Origin of the sequence: Yoonia maritima, assembly GCF_043641945.1 — a bacterium.
In the GTDB taxonomy this organism is placed as follows: Bacteria; Pseudomonadota; Alphaproteobacteria; order Rhodobacterales; family Rhodobacteraceae; genus Yoonia; species Yoonia maritima_B.
Genome location: NZ_JBHZRX010000004.1, coordinates 68,190 through 85,654 on the forward strand (window position 1 = coordinate 68,190; position 17,465 = coordinate 85,654).

Consider the following 17,465-nt stretch of genomic DNA (forward strand, 5'->3'; position numbering starts at 1 on the left):
ATTTTGTGTCCCATTCTAAACATATCACAATGGTAATGTATCTTTAAGGCAGTGATGAGGATCGCATGCCGTGTGTAACGAGTAATTTGTTCAGCCACTATCCAGTATTCTGTTAATCAGTAAGGCAAGCATGTGTCGGCAAATTTGTCCCACATACTCGCACGGCGGCCATTGCACCTCGACAAAAAATTCGTGATGCATAGCGCATGGAAAACACGACATTATCCCCGAAGTCATTTCACTTTATCGCCGCCTTCGGCGCTGGCGGTTTATTGACCCTTATGGTGCTGTGTAACGGCACCCTCGCCGCCTATGGATCACTGTTCTTTTCATCTTGGGTGCCGCATCTGGCTGGCAGCATAGTTGCGCTGATCCTATTACTGATTCTACGACCGCGAAGGGCTGCAAAGTCACGTCCACCGATTTGGGCCTATCTGGGCGGTGTCTCTGGCGGTGTAACGGTCATGCTGACCTCAGCTACCATGAACACGGCGCTCGCCTTATCAGGGACAATCGCACTTGGGCTTGCTGGCCAAGTCTTGTTCAGCCTGTTTGCTGATATGCGCGGATTGTTCGGCCTCCCGCAGCGGATGCCAACACAACGTGACTATGTATCGCTGGCCCTAATCATCGCGGGCAGCCTTGTCCTGATCTTTTTCGGAGGCGAGGCATGATTATCTACGCCGCGCTCGCCGTCATTGCAGGGTTACTTGTCGGACTTAGTCGCCAGATCAACGGACGGTTGGCGCTTTCGACCTCTGCGATGGAATCGTCTTTCTGGAACCACTTTGTCGGATTCGTATTTATCACCTGCGTCGCGCTCATTATAGGTGGCTTATTCGCAGGAGAGCCACAGGCATCACCATGGTGGGCCTATCTGGGTGGACCAATCGGCGTGATCTTTATCGCGGCTGGCAGTTGGTTGATCCCACGCATTGGGGCTGCGCAAACCGCGATGCTGATCATCGCAGGCCAGATGATATCAGGTGTCGTTCTGGATATCGTGATGGGTGCGCCCGGCAGTCAGTGGGTGCGCGCGTTCGGCGTCGCGCTGATCCTTGCTGGCATGTGGGTCGCACGCGGCGCACCGAAAAAGAACTAGGGCGGGTTTCCCCGCCCTAACTGCATTCAAGTTTCCTTGCGGTCGTCAACGACACCAAGTGCGGCAACACCGGAATTACCAAGTTCAACCGTGGCAAACGGCCCGCCCAAACACATGTTCGCCGGGTCTTTGTTATCTAGCGGTGGCGTGTCCGCCAAAATCTCTTTGGCAAAGACTTCGGCATTGTCTTTGGGGCGGTACCCGAGATGCGCGGCTTTGCTGTTGTCGGCCACAATGCGGTCGTTGTTAGACAGCCCCCAAACCTTGGTGAAGCCGACCACCGGCGTGTCGATGGACCGCTCGATTAGATGGATAAGGTCATCATAAGACAGCCAAGTCCCCAGCGCCCGCGCATTGTTGACCTGCGCACAGGAGAAGATCCGCACGCAAACCGATTCAACGCCGCGCTTATCCCAATACAGACTTGCCAAATCTTCGCAAAAGCACTTCGCCAGACCATAGTAGGTGTCCGGCTTATGCGGTGCATCCAGATCAATCACGTCGGTTTTTACGTGCATCCCAACCGCATGAACAGAACTCGCGTAGACAACGCGGCGCACGCCTTTGCGATATGCTGCTTCCCAAACATTGTACGCGCCAATAATGTTGGATTGCAGGATGTCATCCCATGGTGCCTCATCCCCGATTGCACCAAAATGCACGACCATATCAGCGCCTTCGAGGATCGTTTCCATCGCGGCCAAATCGGTTAGGTCTGCTTGAACGTATGTTTCACCGGGGTAGGTTTTGCCAATCGCTTCGGCGCGGTCTGTAGATACCAGCTCATCGCACATCTTTGTCAGCGGCTCGCGCAGGTATGATCCCAATCTGCCTGCGGCCCCGGTTAGTACGAGTTTTTTCATGTCTTTTCCTTATCAATCGATTGACGCATCTGCGTCAGCAAGCTGTCGGTCGCTTTTGCCAAAAGCCCCACATCGGTGCCACAGGCAACGAACGAAAAACCGTCATTCAATAAATCTGCAGCCATCGCTGGATCAGTGACCAAAGTCCCCACGGGCACGCCCATATCCATCAGCTTGCGTGCGGCAGGCATGATCCGAGCCCAGACATCAGGGTGGAGCGGTTGGCCAATCATTCCCATGTCGGCCGAAATGTCAGCCGGCCCAAAGAAGACGCCGTCCACACCTTCAACGCCGCCGATTTCCTCTGCCTGATCAAGCGCGGAAGATGTTTCGATCTGGATCAACACGCAAGTCTCGGATTCGACCTTTTCATAGTAATCCGTAACGCGACCAAAGCGGTTTCCACGTGCCGCCCCTGCGACACCACGAATACCGTGCGGCGGATAGCGGGTCGCCGCAATCGCGGCACGCGCCTCATCTGCGTTTTGGATCATGGGGAAAAGTATTCCTTCTGGTCCCAAATCAAGCAGCCTTTTGACAATGACTGGGTCATTCACCGGGGTCCTTACAATCGCGGTTGAATTGTATGGCGCGATAGCCTGCAACTGACCTAACACCGTCTGCATGTCGCCGGGCGTGTGTTCCAGATCAACCACCAGCCAATCAAATTCAGCGGCAGCGACGACTTCGGCAGAATAAGGGCTGGCGAGGCTCACCCAAAACCCGACCTGTTTTTCGCCGGCCTTAAGACCGGCAAGAAAGCGGTTGGTTTTCATCTTCATATCACAGCCTTTTCGACAAACTTGGTGCCGTTCACGATGCGATCGAAATGGAACGGCGTCAGGTCAAGCGTACGGTATTCACCATGCGCGATCCACTCTGCTGTGCCGCGCCCCATTGCAGGGGATTGTTGAAAGCCGTGGCCAGAAAACCCGTTCACGAAAAGGAAGTTCGAGACTTCCGCATGCGGCCCGACAATCGCGTTCTGATCGAAGGTATTATAGGCGTAATGCCCAGCCCATGAATTCCGCAACTTAATCGCCTCGAACTGTGGAATACGATTAGCGAGAATTGGCCAGACCTTGTTTTCCCAAAGACTGTGGTCTTGGGTGAAATCGTTATAATCGACGGCTGGGTCTTCGTCCGGCGGACAGCCCGCAAGGTAATAGGTGCCGTCCGTCCGCATATGAACGCCAGACGGATCAATCGTCAGTGGTAAGTCACGGTCCAGCGGCTTTTCAGCCTCGAATATATAGGTGTATCGCTTGCGCGGCTCGACCGGAATTTCGATACCAGCCATGCGCGATGTCAGCACAGCACGTGGGCCGCTGGCATTCACAACGGTCCCACAGGCGATAACCTCGCCTGATTTTAGCGTCACTGATTCAACGCGGGTGCCTGTGGCGTTCTTGGTCATCGCCACCACTTCGTTCGTTACATATTCAACACCGCGTTCGCGTGCGGATCGTTTCCACCAATCAAACAGCGTATTTCCGTCGAAATACCCTTCGTCGATCAGATTATGGTTGCCCGCGATGATGTCATCAAGATTGTAGAACGGATAAGCCGCCGCGATCTCGTCCCGGGTCATATGTTTTGTGCCAGCCCCACATACGGCCTGCAATTGTTGGCTTTCGCGCAAAGTCGCCGCGAATTCGGTGTTATCCGCAAGATACATATAGCCATAACTTTGGATCGGGATGTTCGGCACGCGTTCATCGCCGCCCATGTAGCTGCGGAAGTTTTTCACGAAATCTGCAGCGAACTGAGAAATGCGTACGTTGATCTCACGGCTGAATTGCTGGCGCATGCATGAATTGGTGTGGGAGGTCGAAGTGAATTCGTATGTCGGATCACGTTCCACCGCGAGGACAGACCCGTCGAAATCGGGATTGTCCGAAAGGAACCAGGCCACCGACGAACCCAGCATCGCGCCGCCGACGATTACGACATCATATGATTTCTTCACAGGTGTTTGCGTCATGCGGTTTCTCCCCGTGCAACGGTTTCCAAGATGTCTGTGACGGTTTGCGGGTCAAACCCATAATCTCTGACTGCGGACTCGGCTGAAATATATCCCCGGATCAAATCGCGCTTTACCAGTTCCGGATCACGCCCCGCTGCGGGACCATAGCCCGCCCCGCCTGGCAGCCCCAGAACAACACGCGTGCCATCAGCGACAAACTGTTTTCCCTTGCCCTGCATTGGGGTGCCATCGTCACGCGCAATTGTCGTTGGCGCACCGCTCGCGCCGCCTTGCCGACCACGTGCGGGGTGATCCACCCTGTCGAACATTGCCGAAAAATCAAACTCGTGACCGCTGGACGCGCCGACCTCCATATATTGGCCAAGCCCACCGCGATATTGCCCAGCGCCACCGCTGTCAGGGCGTAATTCTTTGCGCCAGATAATCACGGGGCCTGTGTGTTCAGTCGCTTCAATCGGCATGGTCATAACGCCAGAAGGAAACGCCGTGGCGTTTAGCCCATCAACGGTTGGCCGTGCGCCTGCGCCACCAGAATTAAAGGTCAGCACCTCGGACCGCGTTCCGTTGTGACCCGGCGCAGGGCGCAAGCTGACTTGGAAATTACATAGGCACCCTGCCCCTTCGGCGGGAACAGTCGCGGGCAAGATTTCATCAAGCGCATCATAGACTGTGTCAGGGATCATATGGCCGATGATATGGCGCAACGCGACGGGTGCCGGATGCACCGCGTTTACGATGCTGTTCACTGGGGCCGTGACCTCAAACGGGGCAAGAGACGCCGCGTTGTTTGGGATTTCAGGCGCAATCGCACATTTCAGGGCATAGCAGGCGTAGGCCTTGGTATAGACGAGCGGAACGTTGATACCCTTTTTATCCAGCCCAGACGTACCCGCAAAATCGCAAATCATCCGATCTTTTTCGATGGTCAATTTGACGCGCAGATCAATCGGCGCATCAAATCCATCAATGGTCATCCCACCGTCAGCCGACGCCTGAGGTAGCCCCGCGATCCTTTCAAGCGTAGCCCGCCGAGAGTTGTCGAGGATAAAGTCACCGATACCGCCCAAATCAGACAGGTCGAATTCATCCATCATCTCAGCAAGGCGGCGCTGCCCGATCTCGTTACAGGTAGCAAGCGCATACATATCGCCAACCAGCTGATCAGGTTCACGAACATTGCCGCGCACGATGCGGATCAAGGTTTCATCGACCGTTCCACGTTCCACGAATTTCATGATCGGGATGTAGATCCCTTCCTCATAGACGCTAGCCGCGTCGGCACCAAAGCCGCGTCCGCCGATATCCACCACATGCGCCGTGCACGCAAAGAACCCGACGTGGTTGCCGTTATGAAACGAAGGCGTCACGACCGTGATGTCGTGCAAATGGCCGGTTCCTTCCCACGGATCATTGGTGATATAGACGTCACCTTCAAAGATATTTTCCCGGCCAACACGCCGAATAAAATGCGCCACGGCGTCTGCCATTGCGTTCACATGGCCTGGTGTTCCCGTTACCGCTTGGGCCAACATCAGACCATCGGCGTTATACACACCCGCTGAAAGATCACCCGCTTCTCGTACTGACGTAGAAAACGCGGTACGCACCAGCGCCTGCGCCTGCTCTTCAACGATTGAGATCAGGCGGTTCCACATAACTTGGTAGGCGACATTGCTCATGACTGCACCTCTGTGATGTCGATGGTTCCATCAGGACGCGCGATGGCACTTCGGCTGGTGGGGACCACGATGGTCGTTTCGTCTTCGGTTATCAAAGCAGGTCCCTGAACGACCGCCCCCGGCACGAGGTTATCGCGCAAAACGACGGCTGCTTTGGCAACCTTACCCAATGCAGGATCAAATAGATCCCGGTGGCCGAACGCCGCAGCGTTGCTTTCGTCCGGCGTCGCGATCAACGCATCGGCAACGGCTGCGTCAGTCGTGGCGTTCACTGCCCAAACCGTAATTTCGATATCCATCCCTGCTACGGTCCGCCCAAACAGCGCTTCGTATTCAGCCTCAAACAGGGCTTGGAACGTCGCGGGGTCTGGGTACATTGCTTGGTCAGCGGTCAAGCTAATCGGGATTTCCCACCCCTGCCCCGTGTAGCGCATATAGACCTTAAACTCAGAATGGATCGGTGCAGTGGCGTCGCATGTGCGCACAAAGCCTGTCGCCTCGGCTTCCATGTCAGAAAGCAGGGTTTTGACTGTCACAGGCGCGAAATCCGACAGCTTCATATACACGCTGCGCGTCGCCTCAAAGCTGAACGGGGCGCGCAGAAATCCGATCGCCGACCCCACCCCTGCCCCAGTTGGAACCAGCAGCCGTTTCACACCCAGCTTTTCACACAAGCGCCCAGCATGCAGCGGGGCTGCACCGCCAAAGGCAATCATCGTATAATCGGCAAGGTCTTCGCCATTTTCGACGGCGTGCACACGCGCAGCGTTCGCCATGTTTTCATCAACGACCTCGGCCAACCCATAGGCTGCGGTCAGCGCATCCATATCGAGTGGCGCGCCCAGTTCATTCAATGCAGCATTAGAAGCGTCCGAATGCAGTTTGATTGACCCACCCGCAAAGTTATCTGGGTCCAGCTTGCCAAGTGTAAGATCAGCATCAGTCACCGCCGGGCGCGTGCCGCCGCGGCCATAACACGCTGGCCCCGGTTCTGATCCGGCGCTTTCTGGACCAACGCGAATTTGGCGCATCGCATCCACATGGGCCAAGCTGCCACCGCCCGCCCCGATCTCAACCATGTCGATCACAGGGATAGAGATCGGCATGCCTGATCCCTTTTTGAAACGATAGGTACGCGCAACCTCGAACACGCGTGCCGTTTTCGGGGTTTGGTCCTTGATCAGGCAAATCTTGGCAGTCGTACCGCCCATATCAAAAGACAGCACCTTATTGAGGCCATACCGCGCAGCAATATTGGCCGCGAAGACAGCACCACCAGCAGGGCCAGATTCGACCAAACGCACCGGGAATTCTGCTGCGCTTTCAAGGCTAATAATCCCACCACCCGAATGCATCAAAAAGATCGGACATACCGCGCCTTCGTCGGCAAGGCGTCCCTTTAGCCGACCAAGGTAGGACTTCATCAATGGTTTGATATAGGCATTCGCTACGGTCGTATTAAACCGTTCGTATTCGCGCATCTGCGGTGACACCTCGGACGAGATCGACACCATCACGCCGGGCAGTTTTTCGGCCAACACATCCCGGATCATCTGTTCATGTGCGTCGTTCAGGTAGGCATGGATCAGCCCAACCGCGATGCTTTCAAACCCAATCGGGGCAAGCTGATCAGCAAGCGCCTCTACATCTGCGCGGTCCAGCGGGACCAAAACCTTGCCCTGCGCATCCATGCGTTCGGACAGCGTAAAGCGATGCTGCCGGGGCAATAGCGGTTCTGGCAATGTCAGGTTTAAATCATATTGTTCAAAACGGCTTTCGGTACGCATTTCGATCACATCACGAAAGCCTTGGGTCGTGATCAGCGCAGTTTTCGCGCCACGCCCTTCGATCAACGCATTCGTGGCAAGCGTTGTACCATGAATGATTTGCGAAATTGCATTGGGCGCGATCCCAGCCTTGGCACAGACCTGATGCATCCCATCAATGATTGCGTTTTCAGGGGCGGCATATGTCGTCAAAACCTTGGTCGAAAACTGATCTTTGCCAACTTCCAGTACGACATCCGTAAAGGTCCCGCCAATATCAACGCCAAGTCGGATGTGATTTTGCATAAACGCGGTCCCCAAGCTGTTCACAAGGAAAGGTTAGGCCGCGTCACCCATCATCACAAATTGTTTAATTGGATACATATAATAAATTTTTCTGATTATATTGCTGCGCGACACGAACCGCGGCGTCAGCACAAGCCACAACAGAATGTGCCGCCCTTTCCGCATCGTATCGCGCATAAAAATCAAGCGGCGCCGGCGACCAATCGTACCGGATTTCGCATAAGGCACCCCGCTCCAGTTCACCCGAAACCATTGCCCTAGGCAAAGTAGCGATCCCCATACCGTCCAGCGTCATGTGCAAACAGGCTGCAAGGTTGCTGGACGGCACCAACCGCACATCCAAGTCACGTCGCATGGCAAAATGGGCAGAAACCTCATCGAATAAACGGGTATTTCGCGCGTGCGTCAGGATTGGATGCTGTGCCAAATCTTCGGCAGTGGCGACCCCACTCGGTGCAATCTCAGGTGCGGCCACCCAGACCATATCATAAGAGCCAAGCGTGATCTCGCTGCTCGACATTCGGCTGAACGGCCCATTTTGCAGGGCAAGATCAAGCGTCCGTTCTGCCAAGCCCTTTTCAAGGTTCACCGACAGATCGACGGTTAGCTCAACCACTAAGTTTGGATAATCGTCTTTCAGAGCACGCAAATAGTCACGCAACCACGTGTGAACGATCATTTCTGTCACCCCAAGGCGCAAGGTCCCCGACAACAGCCCCTTTTGATCAGCCGCAACAACCAACGCCTCAGTCGCATCCAAAACCCGCCGTGCATGCGAAAGCAATTCTTGCCCTTTGCGTGTCAAACGAACTGACCCGGCATCGCGGGTCATCAATTGTGTATTCAGCGCGCTTTCAAGGCTCGCAATACGTGCTGATATGTTCGGTTGCGTTGTATTCAGTCGCTCTGCCGCGCGGCGAAAGCTTTGCATGTCAGCGACCCAAACGAAGGCTTCAAGCTGCTTAAGGTTCAGGCGCAATTTCAGGCTCCGGTTTCAGGGCTAATCAGCGTCGCGAAAAATCGCGTCTTGCTTAAGCATGCACCCGAACAATCGGTGTGTCACCTCTAGGGAAAACCGAAAACTTGCCGCCCCCAATTCGTGGTGGCCAACGACGACCCTTCCCGGGCTTAGAACCTGAGGCAAACGAAACCTGCGACCCGCGACTTGCACAAAGAAATGGTCGCTTTTGAACAGCAGCGCTTGGGCAGTTGCCTCAACTTGCAAGGCCATACCGATGCCATAACCAATGTATTCTTCTAGACCGGTCGGGCCGGCAAATCGCTTAGAACTATGAACAACCTGTGGAAAGCCACGTCCACGACCATACTGCCTGATCCAGAATTGGCCGTCAGTCACGCGGTCTTCGGTGACGATCACAACGGCAGGCCGGTGCAAAGAACTGCGGTCAAACGGAAATGGTGCACCAACCAGCCGGGCGGCCTGCGCTAATACCCAGCCAGCCAAATTCATCCGCATTGCAGTCACGACACCTTGGTAAGCAACACTATCCCCGCCCTTCAGGCGCTTGCCGAACCGTTTACGAACGGCAGCGGGCAATAGCGCCCATGCCTGCGGGCCCAGTAAGTTACGAAATCGGTCATCGGCAAGTGGGGGATCAACCGGTATCAGTGGTGGAGGAACATTTTCGACATATTGAACAAGCTGCATAGCGCGTTCCTAACTCAGCACCCCACCTGACCGCGGTGGGTTATTTTCCTTTGCCGCCCGCAAATTTGAGCAGCTTAATTACCTTGTCCCCAAGCCCCATCAGCCTGATAAGCTGTGCCTTGGGAACGCCCAGCATCTGGTCGTACCAACGCGTCGTCGTGGACAGGAAATTCTGCATGTCCTGCAATCGCTGCAATGCAACCGGATCAACATCCCCGTCGACCTCAGCACGTGCGACGCATTGATCAATCGCGGAAACCGCAGGATCAATCTCGCGCTCGCGACGGCCCTGCGCGATCCGCATAGCCATCTCCCAAACGTCCACCTCGGCTTCAAAATGTTCGCGACGGTCACCCGCTATTGGAACGCGCCTGATCAAACGCCATGCGACCAACTCCTTAAGCGAGTTCGAGACGTTAGACCGCGCAATACCCAGAGCCTCTGAAATTTGTTCTGCATTCATCGGCTTGGTCGCAAGATACAACAAAGCATGGATCTGCGCGACCGAACGATTAACGCCCCACTGACTGCCCATATCACCCCAATAAAGGATGAATTGATCAACTGCCTCCGGGCGCTTTATTTGTGAAATTTCTGTCATAACAGAAATATACGAAATACGCACACCTATTGCAAGCATTTCCGCAAAAACCGCGTGTATGTGGCACCAGCCAAAAACAGAACATAAAATCGCAATTTCCGCTTGTGATCCGATCTTTATTACTGATAGACCCGCCAGCGGAGACGTGGCCGAGTGGTCGAAGGCGCTCCCCTGCTAAGGGAGTAGGCGGGAAACCGTCTCGAGGGTTCGAATCCCTTCGTCTCCGCCACCAAACCGCTTTTACTCAAGCAATGCGCCGTCAGGACATGGCGTTGCTTGAGGGCTAAATGGTTCGCTCATCCTAAAAGGGACTTCCATCCCCGCATATCCCGCCCGGTGGTCAAAATTGAAGGACGGTTTCGTCCTCCCAGCTAAGTCATAGCACGACGAACCGGGTCCCCGTGCCTGCAAGCGAATTCACTTCAATACCTTTAATTATCTAGCATTGGTACTGCGGAGCCGTGTCATAAGGGTAAACCTCACGGGCCTGCCAGTTTAATAAAAGTTTGCGCCAAGTACATTCACCTATCCAAGCAGGTCACAGGACGACCTTCGAGCGAAACCATTGATAGGAACCTTTTCCCGCTTGATGCGTTTGCAACCATGAGACGCACTGAAAGCCATCATGGAAAGGCAGATCATGACCAGCAAGAAAGCCACACCGCCGACAACCACTGATGCGGGTATCCGCGTACGGAGCGATGAACATTCGCTGACTGTGGGGCCAGACGGACCGATTGTTTTGAACGACCATTATCTTCTTGAACAAATGGCCAATTTCAACCGTGAACGTATCCCTGAACGGCAACCGCATGCGAAAGGTTCTGGGGCGTTTGGTACCTTTGAAACGACGGAAGATGTATCGCGGTTTACTAAAGCCAAGATTTTTCAGCTCGGCGCGAAATGTGATGTCGTGATGCGGTTTTCTACCGTTGCTGGTGAGCGCGGCAGCCCTGATACTTGGCGCGATCCGCGTGGTTTCTCGGTCAAAATGTATACCGAAGACGGCAACTTTGACATGGTTGGGAACAATACGCCGATCTTCTTCATTCGCGACCCTTTGAAATTCCAGCACTTTATTCGCAGCCAGAAACGACGTGCTGACAACAACCTGCGTGATCACGACATGCAGTGGGATTTCTGGACCTTGTCGCCCGAAAGCGCACATCAAGTTACCTATCTCATGGGGGATCGCGGTATTCCCAAGACATGGCGCGAGATGAACGGCTATTCGAGCCATACATATTCCTTAGTAAACGCTGAGGGTGAGAAATTTTGGGTCAAGTTCCACTTCCATACCGACCAAGGTGACGGGAACACTTATCTAAGCCAAGATGAGGCAGACCAGCTAGCCGGAACCGATGGTGATTTCCACCGCCGGGATCTGTTTGATTCAATTGCCAAAGGTGACCACCCAAGCTGGACCCTGAAGTGGCAAGTGATGCCGTTTGAGGATGCCAAGACCTATCGCATCAACCCGTTTGACTTAACGAAAGTGTGGCCGCATGCGGACTATCCTCTCATGGAAGTTGGCAAGCTGACATTGAACCGAAATCCGACTGATTTTCACACTGAAATTGAACAGGTAGCGTTCGAGCCGAACAACATGGTGCCAGGCATTGGGTTGTCGCCAGATAAGATGCTATTAGCTCGCGGATTTTCTTATGCTGACGCGCATCGGGCGCGTCTTGGCGTGAACTATAAACAAATACCAGTGAATAGCCCAAAGTCGCCTGTTCATAGCTACTCAAAGGACGGTGCGGGCCGAACCGTAAATGTTGCGGATCCCGTCTATGCGCCGAACTCTTACGGTGGTCCATCGGCCCAACCCGAGCCAGGTGGTGAAGCAGGTATTTGGCACGCCGATGGTGAAATGGTGCGTCAGGCCTATTCCCTTCGTGAAGACGATGATGACTGGTCCCAAGCAGGTGACCTTGTTCGAAAGGTCATGGATGATGGCGCGCGCAAACGTTTGGTCGAAAACGTGGTCGGCCACCTGACTGCCGGCGTCAGTGAAAATGTACTTCAGCGTGCGTTTGAATATTGGCGCAACATTGACCGCGAAACTGGCGACAAAATTGAAGCTGGCGTGCGTGAAAAACTGGGCGGTGCATCGGACGCACCGGGCCTTGCCTCTGCCAAGAGTATTAGCGGTTAAACTTTGTACGGGCGCTGCGCGGCTTCAAAGAACTGGCGCTTTCCGTCCCACAAACGGGCGGCGGAAGGCTAATCATGACTAAATGCCTTCAAAGCAAGGATTGGGAGCATCCCAGTTATTGCACAACAGTAAGATAGGACGCCGCTTATGATACACCCCAACAACATCGTCGCCATGTGGTCACTAGGATTTGCGACCTACAAAATGATGGCAGAAGCGCAAGCCGTGATCGCATTCAGAGTATTAGGCATGGCCGGAGTTTGGTCCGTGACGCCAAGCGAGAACGCGCGAATGATTACGGAAAAAACAAAGGCCCTGCGCCAAAGCGCCACTGCTGCGTCTAAAGCAACGCTGCAGGGCAAGTCCCCTGAAAAGGTACTCGCGCGTGCCTTGACCCCGATCGGGAGCAAAACTGCCGCGAACTATAAGCGGTTAAGTAAACGTGGTTTCTCCAAACGCTGATCAGAACTAGCGGCGTGATAGCCCCAATTTTGGGGCCTGTAAGAGGATGGCCTTAATGCCAACAGATAATAAACGCCCTCGCATTGCCATCATTGGTATGGGGCCACGCGGTTTGGGTGCGCTTGAAGCGCTAGCAACGCAGCTAAGCAGCACGGATTTGACCGTTTATGTCGATATCTTTGACCCAGTTGGGCACCTTGGCGCGGGCCCCAACTTTTGCCCCGGTGAGAGCGAATTTTGCCTTTTGAATATCCCCGTGCGTGAGGTTTCGGTTGCCCCGCCCGAATTCCCCGGCGCAACGGTTGGGCAGTTTTCGGTCTGGCCCTCATTGGCAGCTGACCCTGATAAATTTCCGCCACGCGCCAAACTTGGCGAATATTTCGAGGCGCGCTACCGCGATCTGGCGAGCAACGCCAAGGCGCTGCATTTGTCAGAGCGCCCCGAAACGGTGACGGACATTCAAAATGATGGTGATGGCTGGTGGGTCGAAACGGACCATCAGCGTTTTGGCCCATACTCCGAGGTACTTTTGACCCAAGGACAACCTGCCACAAAACCGGACGATCAGCTTGCCCGCTGGATTGATCACGCACGCAAGAACGGCGTCGACCTGATGCCTGCCTACCCAGGCACCGATTTATTGAATGCGGCAAAGAACTGGGCTGGCAAGAACGTTGCAATCCGCGGGCTTGGGCTTTCGACGCTGGATGTTTTACGTCTTTTGACCTGCGGATTGGGGGGCCGTTTTGAAAACGGGCATTATCAGCGGTCCGGCCAAGAACCCGCATGTATTCTTCCCTTCTCACTCAACGGTCATGCCCCTGTAGCAAAGCCAGACAATGCAGATTTAGATAAGCGCTTTGATCCCACTGAGGATGAAACGAATGCTTTTGAAATAGCTCTGAAAGAGGCAACCGACAAAGCGCCCGAGGCGGCCTTGGATAGGCTATGCGAGGTCTTGATCGAACCCGTGCTGCGCATTTTGAATGAAGCGGGCAATCCTCTAAACGCAAGTGATGTGAAGAGGTGGCTCAGCATGGAACGTGATGCGCCGGGATCGCAAGAAACACAGTCGCCGACAGAAGCACTGCGCACCGGTGTCTCAATTGCGGAAGGCAATACTCCGCCGTCAATTGGCTACGTGATCGGGCAGCTTTGGCGAAAGTGGCAAAACGCACTTCGGATCGGATTCAACTCCGCCCAGATCACACCCGTAACAGCAAAGGCACTTATTGGCTTTGATGAGGGACTAAAGCGCTATTCCTACGGCCCACCCGTTCGGTCAGCCAACGAACTACTTGCCCTAATCGATGCGCGCTTGGTTGACCTACGCGCAGCGGATGACCCCGATATCACGTTGGTCGAGGACGGATGGCAATTGATTGAAGACGGTACAGTCATGACCGTTTCGGCGATGGTGGATGCCGTAATGCCGCCGCCTTCGCTAGAGCAATCGACCGACAGTTTGATGATCAGCCTCATATCAAGCGCAAAAATCTGCGCGCTGCAAGACGGCCTTGGTGCACAGACCCAAGCCGACGGGCAATTGGTTCATCAAGACGGCAATGTTCAACTCGGCCTTAGCCTTTTGGGCCGACAGGCGCTTGGCAGTGTCATTGCCGTGGACTCCATTCACGATTGCTTTGGCGCCGCAACCGACCGTTGGGCGAAAGGCGTTATCTCGCGGGTCAAGAATTGATCGTCCCTGTTAAGATCGCGACTGCAGCGTCGCCTCGACTTCGCGCAAGAGCGATTCAGTCGTGAAGGGTTTCTTCACGATCTGCGCGGCTGGGTATGCTTCGACAATTGCTTCAGTGTCACCGTATCCCGTCGCCAACACAAACGGGATGTTCTTTGCTGCCAATTTCTGGGCAATCGGCAGCGAAGTTTGGGAACCCAAGTTCACATCCAGAACAGCAAAGCTAATGTCGCGTTTTTCGACAACAGCCAATGCCTCGTCTACTGATCCAGACATGTGGGCACGTTCTGCACCATAGGTTTTAAGCATATCGCAAGCGTCGAGCGCGATGATTAAGTTGTCATCCACGACAAGAACCTCACCCGATAGCCCATGAGTTTCGACCTTCATTTCATGCACCGATGCCGTCGCGACGACTGGCTGAGGCGCTGCACCAGCGGTGACATGGCGCGAAGGGATCATCATGTTTGCCTGAAATCCGGTAAGCAGAAATTGCGTTTTCACGTTCCCCATCAGTTCATGCGGAATTGTTTTTTCGATAATAGTTGTCCCGAACCCGCGGCGCGTTGGTGCTTTGACCGCAGGCCCACCCTGTTCTTTCCAAGCAACATGAAGCGACCCATCTTCGTCAATCGTAAGCCCGACAGACACCGTGCCCGCGTTATTCGACAGCGCACCATACTTTGCAGAATTGGTCACCAATTCATGGATCACCAACGCCATGGTTGAGAACGCTTCAGGCGACAGCATCGGGCTGTCCCCTGTGACAGTCATCCGTCCACTTTGATTGTTCAAAAAGGCGTTCACTTCGACGTCGATCAATTCTCGAAGCGGGCTCGGCTCCCACTCTTTTCGGGTCAGTTGATCATGGGCACGGGCAAGCGACTGAATCCGTCCGTCAAGCAACTTTGTATAAGAGCTGATGTCCGTCGCGCCATCCTTGGACTGCGAAACGAGGCCACGGATGAGGTTAAGAATATTTCTAACGCGGTGATTCAATTCCGCGATTAACAGCTCTTGTTTCTCGGCGCCTTTGCGACGTTCAAGGTTCGCGTCATCGGTCAGTTTCAAGACCACTTCGATCAGCGATACGCGCAACGCTTCGGCTGCGCGCTTGTCGGTATCGGTCCACGGTGAAGAAGTGCCGTGCACGATCTCCTGCCAAGCGGCAAAGCTTTTGCGCGGGGTCAATCGCGCCCCGTTTGGACCAAGCTCGACCGGTTTTTCGGGGTTGCCTGCCCAGTTGACGGATTGGGTGACCTCGCGCCGGAAAAACACGATGTAATCGCGTGGCGTCCGTGAAATAGGCACTGCAAGCAAACCAGCCGCGCGGTCGCCAAATGATGACGCCGCCGGATAAACCGAAGCCAAATTATCTGTCGCATAAATCTGTCCTGTGGGGGCAGTATTTAAGAACCTAGCAAGACCTAGGAATTCTTCGCGTGTTGGAGTGGCTCCTCGCGCGATAAACCTGCCATCTGAATAAACTAAGATACCGTCACTCGAAACGATTTCAGCAAGCTCATCAGCGACAACTTCGAACCCTTCGTACAGGTCTTCACCGTTTGAAAGCCTGATCATCAGGTGATCGTGAATACGTCGTGCTTCGCGTTCTTCTTGGCGAATTTTCTGTTCGCTTTTCTGCAGCAGCTCATAGGAAAAGAACTGCGCGAATAACTCGATCGCGGTGCGTCTTTCGTAATCGATGTAATGGGGCGAATTGTGGTGGCACGCAAATAACCCCCAAAGCTCTCCGTCTTTCAGAATTGAAACAGACATCGACGCGCCGACACCCATATTGCGAAGGTACTCAAGATGAATGGGGGACACCGAACGCGTCACTGACATCGAAAGATCAAGAGGTTCTCCCAAAGCGTTAGCCGGAGGCACAATAGGAGCGTTGTGGCCATCAGCGTCAGCGATCAGCCGCAGCAGGTTGCGCTTGTATAGCTCGCGGGCTTGCTTGGGGATATCACTGGCCGGGTAGCGTAGGCCTAGATACGATTCCATCTGCGCAGCACACCGTTCGGCGATAACTTCACCTGAACTGTCTTCTGCAAATTTATAGACCATGACGCGATCAAAGCCCGACAATACTTGAATAGCTGTCGCTGCTTCGCGGGCGGCACCGATGACGTCTTTCGCACGCTTCACCCGCGACAAGAGCGGCTGTACCAACGCCATTTCATCACGGTCTTCGGTCCTAATTTTAGGCTCAAATTCAAATACATATGAATGCCCCGACACATGGATCGATACATCAAATAGCGCCCCGTTGCCCATGACATCGACGGCAAACAGGCGCGCAGCACCCGTATCAATCCTGATAAGTTGCAGTTTGGTGCGCAGGTCATGAATTGTGTTCGCAGGCAGAAATTCTGTCAGCCGCCCGCCCACGACAGCAGATGGGGCCAAGCCAAGCAAATCTGCAATGTTTTCAGAAACGTGATTGATCATGAAATCGCTCGATGTCGAAATCAAACATCCATAGGCCTGAACGGTGCCCAAAAGGTGAATCTGTTCCCGATCGCAATTGGTCAGGTCAACGTCTTGGCCCGTGTGAGGCGCGTGGTGGGCATCATTCATCTAACAGGCTTTCGCAGGCTTTAGCATTTCTTGGTGATAGGTCGATTTGAAAAGATTAAATATCTCTGTCGTATCCGCGACGATTTTTTCGGCACGGTCAGAATTCATCTGAATCTTAGCCAGTTCTTGACAGGTCGTTTGCCAAAACTGCGGATAGGACGAGAGGTTAAAATAGGCATTGGCTTCTTTCACACGCGGGTCGGATGATTGTGACCAACGCACACGAAGCAACTTGGTTCCCATGCGCGATCCGCCAAGCACATAGTCAACGGCCAGCGGGTCAAGTTTTGCAATCGGATTTAAAAAAATCTTGGGTTTGTCATTTTGCAGGGTTTCCAAATCTGTTCGTAAGCCCGCGATGATATCACTAAGCAATTGGTTCGCGACCGTCCCCGCTGCAGATACCACGGCCAACGCGCCAAAACAGGCAAGATGAATACGCATAAATGACAGAAGGTCAGTGCGCTCAGCCACATCGAACAGTGAAAAAAGCTCATCCATGTCAGAATGATCATGTCTGGTGCGCTCCCTGAGATCGACGCGAAAGTTGTGATGCATATGGACGTTCCCAAATCATGCCTGAACCC

The 17,465-nt window shown here is 54.1% G+C and carries 15 protein-coding genes and 1 tRNA gene; 6 read left to right on the forward strand and 10 right to left on the reverse strand.

Annotation, left to right across the window (positions count from 1 at the left end):
- Positions 1-206 precede the first annotated feature (206 nt).
- Together ACHUEV_RS09910 and ACHUEV_RS09915 are read left to right on the forward strand one after the other, a co-directional pair.
- Positions 207-674 carry a DMT family transporter gene (locus ACHUEV_RS09910; protein ID WP_394179407.1) on the forward strand — a complete coding sequence of 156 codons (468 nt, stop codon included), beginning with the start codon at positions 207-209 and terminating at the stop codon, positions 672-674.
- A complete protein-coding gene (locus tag ACHUEV_RS09915; RefSeq protein ID WP_394179409.1) occupies positions 671-1,102 on the forward strand; it encodes a DMT family transporter in 432 nt (143 codons plus the stop codon). The genes ACHUEV_RS09910 and ACHUEV_RS09915 overlap by 4 nt, the downstream gene beginning before the upstream one ends.
- Positions 1,103-1,128: 26 nt before the next feature.
- On the opposite strand, the gene ACHUEV_RS09920 is transcribed toward ACHUEV_RS09915, so the two are convergent.
- From ACHUEV_RS09920 to ACHUEV_RS09955, 8 genes are all read right to left on the reverse strand, one after another.
- On the reverse strand, positions 1,129-1,965 hold the full coding sequence (locus tag ACHUEV_RS09920) for an NAD-dependent epimerase/dehydratase family protein (protein ID WP_394179411.1): 837 nt from the start codon (positions 1,963-1,965) through the stop codon (positions 1,129-1,131).
- Complete coding sequence (locus ACHUEV_RS09925; RefSeq protein ID WP_394179413.1) at positions 1,962-2,747, reverse strand: HpcH/HpaI aldolase family protein; 786 nt, start codon at positions 2,745-2,747, stop codon at positions 1,962-1,964. The genes ACHUEV_RS09920 and ACHUEV_RS09925 overlap by 4 nt, the downstream gene beginning before the upstream one ends.
- The gene (locus ACHUEV_RS09930) at positions 2,744-3,949 is read right to left on the reverse strand and encodes an NAD(P)/FAD-dependent oxidoreductase (protein WP_394179415.1); all 1,206 of its coding nucleotides are present in this window, start codon (positions 3,947-3,949) and stop codon (positions 2,744-2,746) included. Before ACHUEV_RS09930 ends, ACHUEV_RS09925 begins: the two co-directional genes overlap by 4 nt.
- Positions 3,946-5,631, reverse strand: a complete 1,686-nt coding sequence (locus ACHUEV_RS09935) for a hydantoinase B/oxoprolinase family protein (RefSeq protein WP_394179417.1) — start codon at positions 5,629-5,631, stop codon at positions 3,946-3,948. Before ACHUEV_RS09935 ends, ACHUEV_RS09930 begins: the two co-directional genes overlap by 4 nt.
- Positions 5,628-7,703, reverse strand: coding sequence for a hydantoinase/oxoprolinase family protein (locus ACHUEV_RS09940; RefSeq protein WP_394179419.1), 2,076 nt, complete (start codon positions 7,701-7,703; stop codon positions 5,628-5,630). Before ACHUEV_RS09940 ends, ACHUEV_RS09935 begins: the two co-directional genes overlap by 4 nt.
- A gap of 64 nt (positions 7,704-7,767) precedes the next feature.
- Positions 7,768-8,682 (reverse strand): LysR family transcriptional regulator, encoded by a 915-nt coding sequence (locus ACHUEV_RS09945; protein ID WP_394179421.1) that lies wholly within the window; start codon positions 8,680-8,682, stop codon positions 7,768-7,770.
- A 21-nt stretch (positions 8,683-8,703) separates the two neighbouring features.
- Positions 8,704-9,372: a DUF4166 domain-containing protein gene (locus ACHUEV_RS09950; RefSeq protein ID WP_394179423.1), complete on the reverse strand. Its 669-nt coding sequence runs from the start codon at positions 9,370-9,372 to the stop codon at positions 8,704-8,706.
- 40 nt (positions 9,373-9,412) lie between these two features.
- The gene (locus ACHUEV_RS09955; protein WP_394179425.1) at positions 9,413-9,973 is read right to left on the reverse strand and encodes a GbsR/MarR family transcriptional regulator; all 561 of its coding nucleotides are present in this window, start codon (positions 9,971-9,973) and stop codon (positions 9,413-9,415) included.
- Between the two features lie 139 nt (positions 9,974-10,112).
- On the opposite strand from ACHUEV_RS09955, the gene ACHUEV_RS09960 reads away from it, so the two are divergent.
- The 4 genes from ACHUEV_RS09960 to ACHUEV_RS09975 all read left to right on the forward strand — a co-directional run bounded on the left by ACHUEV_RS09960 (position 10,113) and on the right by ACHUEV_RS09975 (position 14,292).
- A tRNA-Ser gene (locus tag ACHUEV_RS09960) sits at positions 10,113-10,202 on the forward strand.
- Positions 10,203-10,613: 411 nt separating this feature from the next.
- Entirely contained in the window at positions 10,614-12,131 is a 1,518-nt protein-coding gene (locus ACHUEV_RS09965) for a catalase (RefSeq protein WP_394179427.1), read from the forward strand.
- Positions 12,132-12,278: 147 nt separating this feature from the next.
- Positions 12,279-12,593, forward strand: coding sequence for an antifreeze protein (locus tag ACHUEV_RS09970; protein WP_394179429.1), 315 nt, complete (start codon positions 12,279-12,281; stop codon positions 12,591-12,593).
- Positions 12,594-12,648: 55 nt separating this feature from the next.
- Positions 12,649-14,292: an FAD/NAD(P)-binding protein gene (locus ACHUEV_RS09975; RefSeq protein WP_394179431.1), complete on the forward strand. Its 1,644-nt coding sequence runs from the start codon at positions 12,649-12,651 to the stop codon at positions 14,290-14,292.
- A gap of 9 nt (positions 14,293-14,301) precedes the next feature.
- Here the strand turns inward: ACHUEV_RS09975 and ACHUEV_RS09980 are convergent, their stop codons facing one another.
- The gene (locus ACHUEV_RS09980; protein ID WP_394179433.1) at positions 14,302-16,878 is read right to left on the reverse strand and encodes an HWE histidine kinase domain-containing protein; all 2,577 of its coding nucleotides are present in this window, start codon (positions 16,876-16,878) and stop codon (positions 14,302-14,304) included.
- Positions 16,879-17,379: a heme oxygenase-like domain-containing protein gene (locus tag ACHUEV_RS09985; protein WP_394179435.1), complete on the reverse strand. Its 501-nt coding sequence runs from the start codon at positions 17,377-17,379 to the stop codon at positions 16,879-16,881.
- Positions 17,380-17,465 lie beyond the last annotated feature (86 nt).

What these genes read in the sequence shown, in the direction of transcription:
- ACHUEV_RS09910 (WP_394179407.1), top strand. Translation starts at nt 207, where the DNA reads ATGGAAAACACGACATTATCCCCGAAGTCATTTCACTTTATCGCCGCC.
- ACHUEV_RS09915 (WP_394179409.1), top strand. Translation starts at nt 671, where the DNA reads ATGATTATCTACGCCGCGCTCGCCGTCATTGCAGGGTTACTTGTCGGA.
- ACHUEV_RS09920 (WP_394179411.1), bottom strand. Translation starts at nt 1,965, where the DNA reads ATGAAAAAACTCGTACTAACCGGGGCCGCAGGCAGATTGGGATCATAC.
- ACHUEV_RS09925 (WP_394179413.1), bottom strand. Translation starts at nt 2,747, where the DNA reads ATGAAGATGAAAACCAACCGCTTTCTTGCCGGTCTTAAGGCCGGCGAA.
- ACHUEV_RS09930 (WP_394179415.1), bottom strand. Translation starts at nt 3,949, where the DNA reads ATGACGCAAACACCTGTGAAGAAATCATATGATGTCGTAATCGTCGGC.
- ACHUEV_RS09935 (WP_394179417.1), bottom strand. Translation starts at nt 5,631, where the DNA reads ATGAGCAATGTCGCCTACCAAGTTATGTGGAACCGCCTGATCTCAATC.
- ACHUEV_RS09940 (WP_394179419.1), bottom strand. Translation starts at nt 7,703, where the DNA reads ATGCAAAATCACATCCGACTTGGCGTTGATATTGGCGGGACCTTTACG.
- ACHUEV_RS09950 (WP_394179423.1), bottom strand. Translation starts at nt 9,372, where the DNA reads ATGCAGCTTGTTCAATATGTCGAAAATGTTCCTCCACCACTGATACCG.
- ACHUEV_RS09955 (WP_394179425.1), bottom strand. Translation starts at nt 9,973, where the DNA reads ATGACAGAAATTTCACAAATAAAGCGCCCGGAGGCAGTTGATCAATTC.
- ACHUEV_RS09965 (WP_394179427.1), top strand. Translation starts at nt 10,614, where the DNA reads ATGACCAGCAAGAAAGCCACACCGCCGACAACCACTGATGCGGGTATC.
- ACHUEV_RS09970 (WP_394179429.1), top strand. Translation starts at nt 12,279, where the DNA reads ATGATACACCCCAACAACATCGTCGCCATGTGGTCACTAGGATTTGCG.
- ACHUEV_RS09975 (WP_394179431.1), top strand. Translation starts at nt 12,649, where the DNA reads ATGCCAACAGATAATAAACGCCCTCGCATTGCCATCATTGGTATGGGG.
- ACHUEV_RS09980 (WP_394179433.1), bottom strand. Translation starts at nt 16,878, where the DNA reads ATGAATGATGCCCACCACGCGCCTCACACGGGCCAAGACGTTGACCTG.
- ACHUEV_RS09985 (WP_394179435.1), bottom strand. Translation starts at nt 17,379, where the DNA reads ATGGATGAGCTTTTTTCACTGTTCGATGTGGCTGAGCGCACTGACCTT.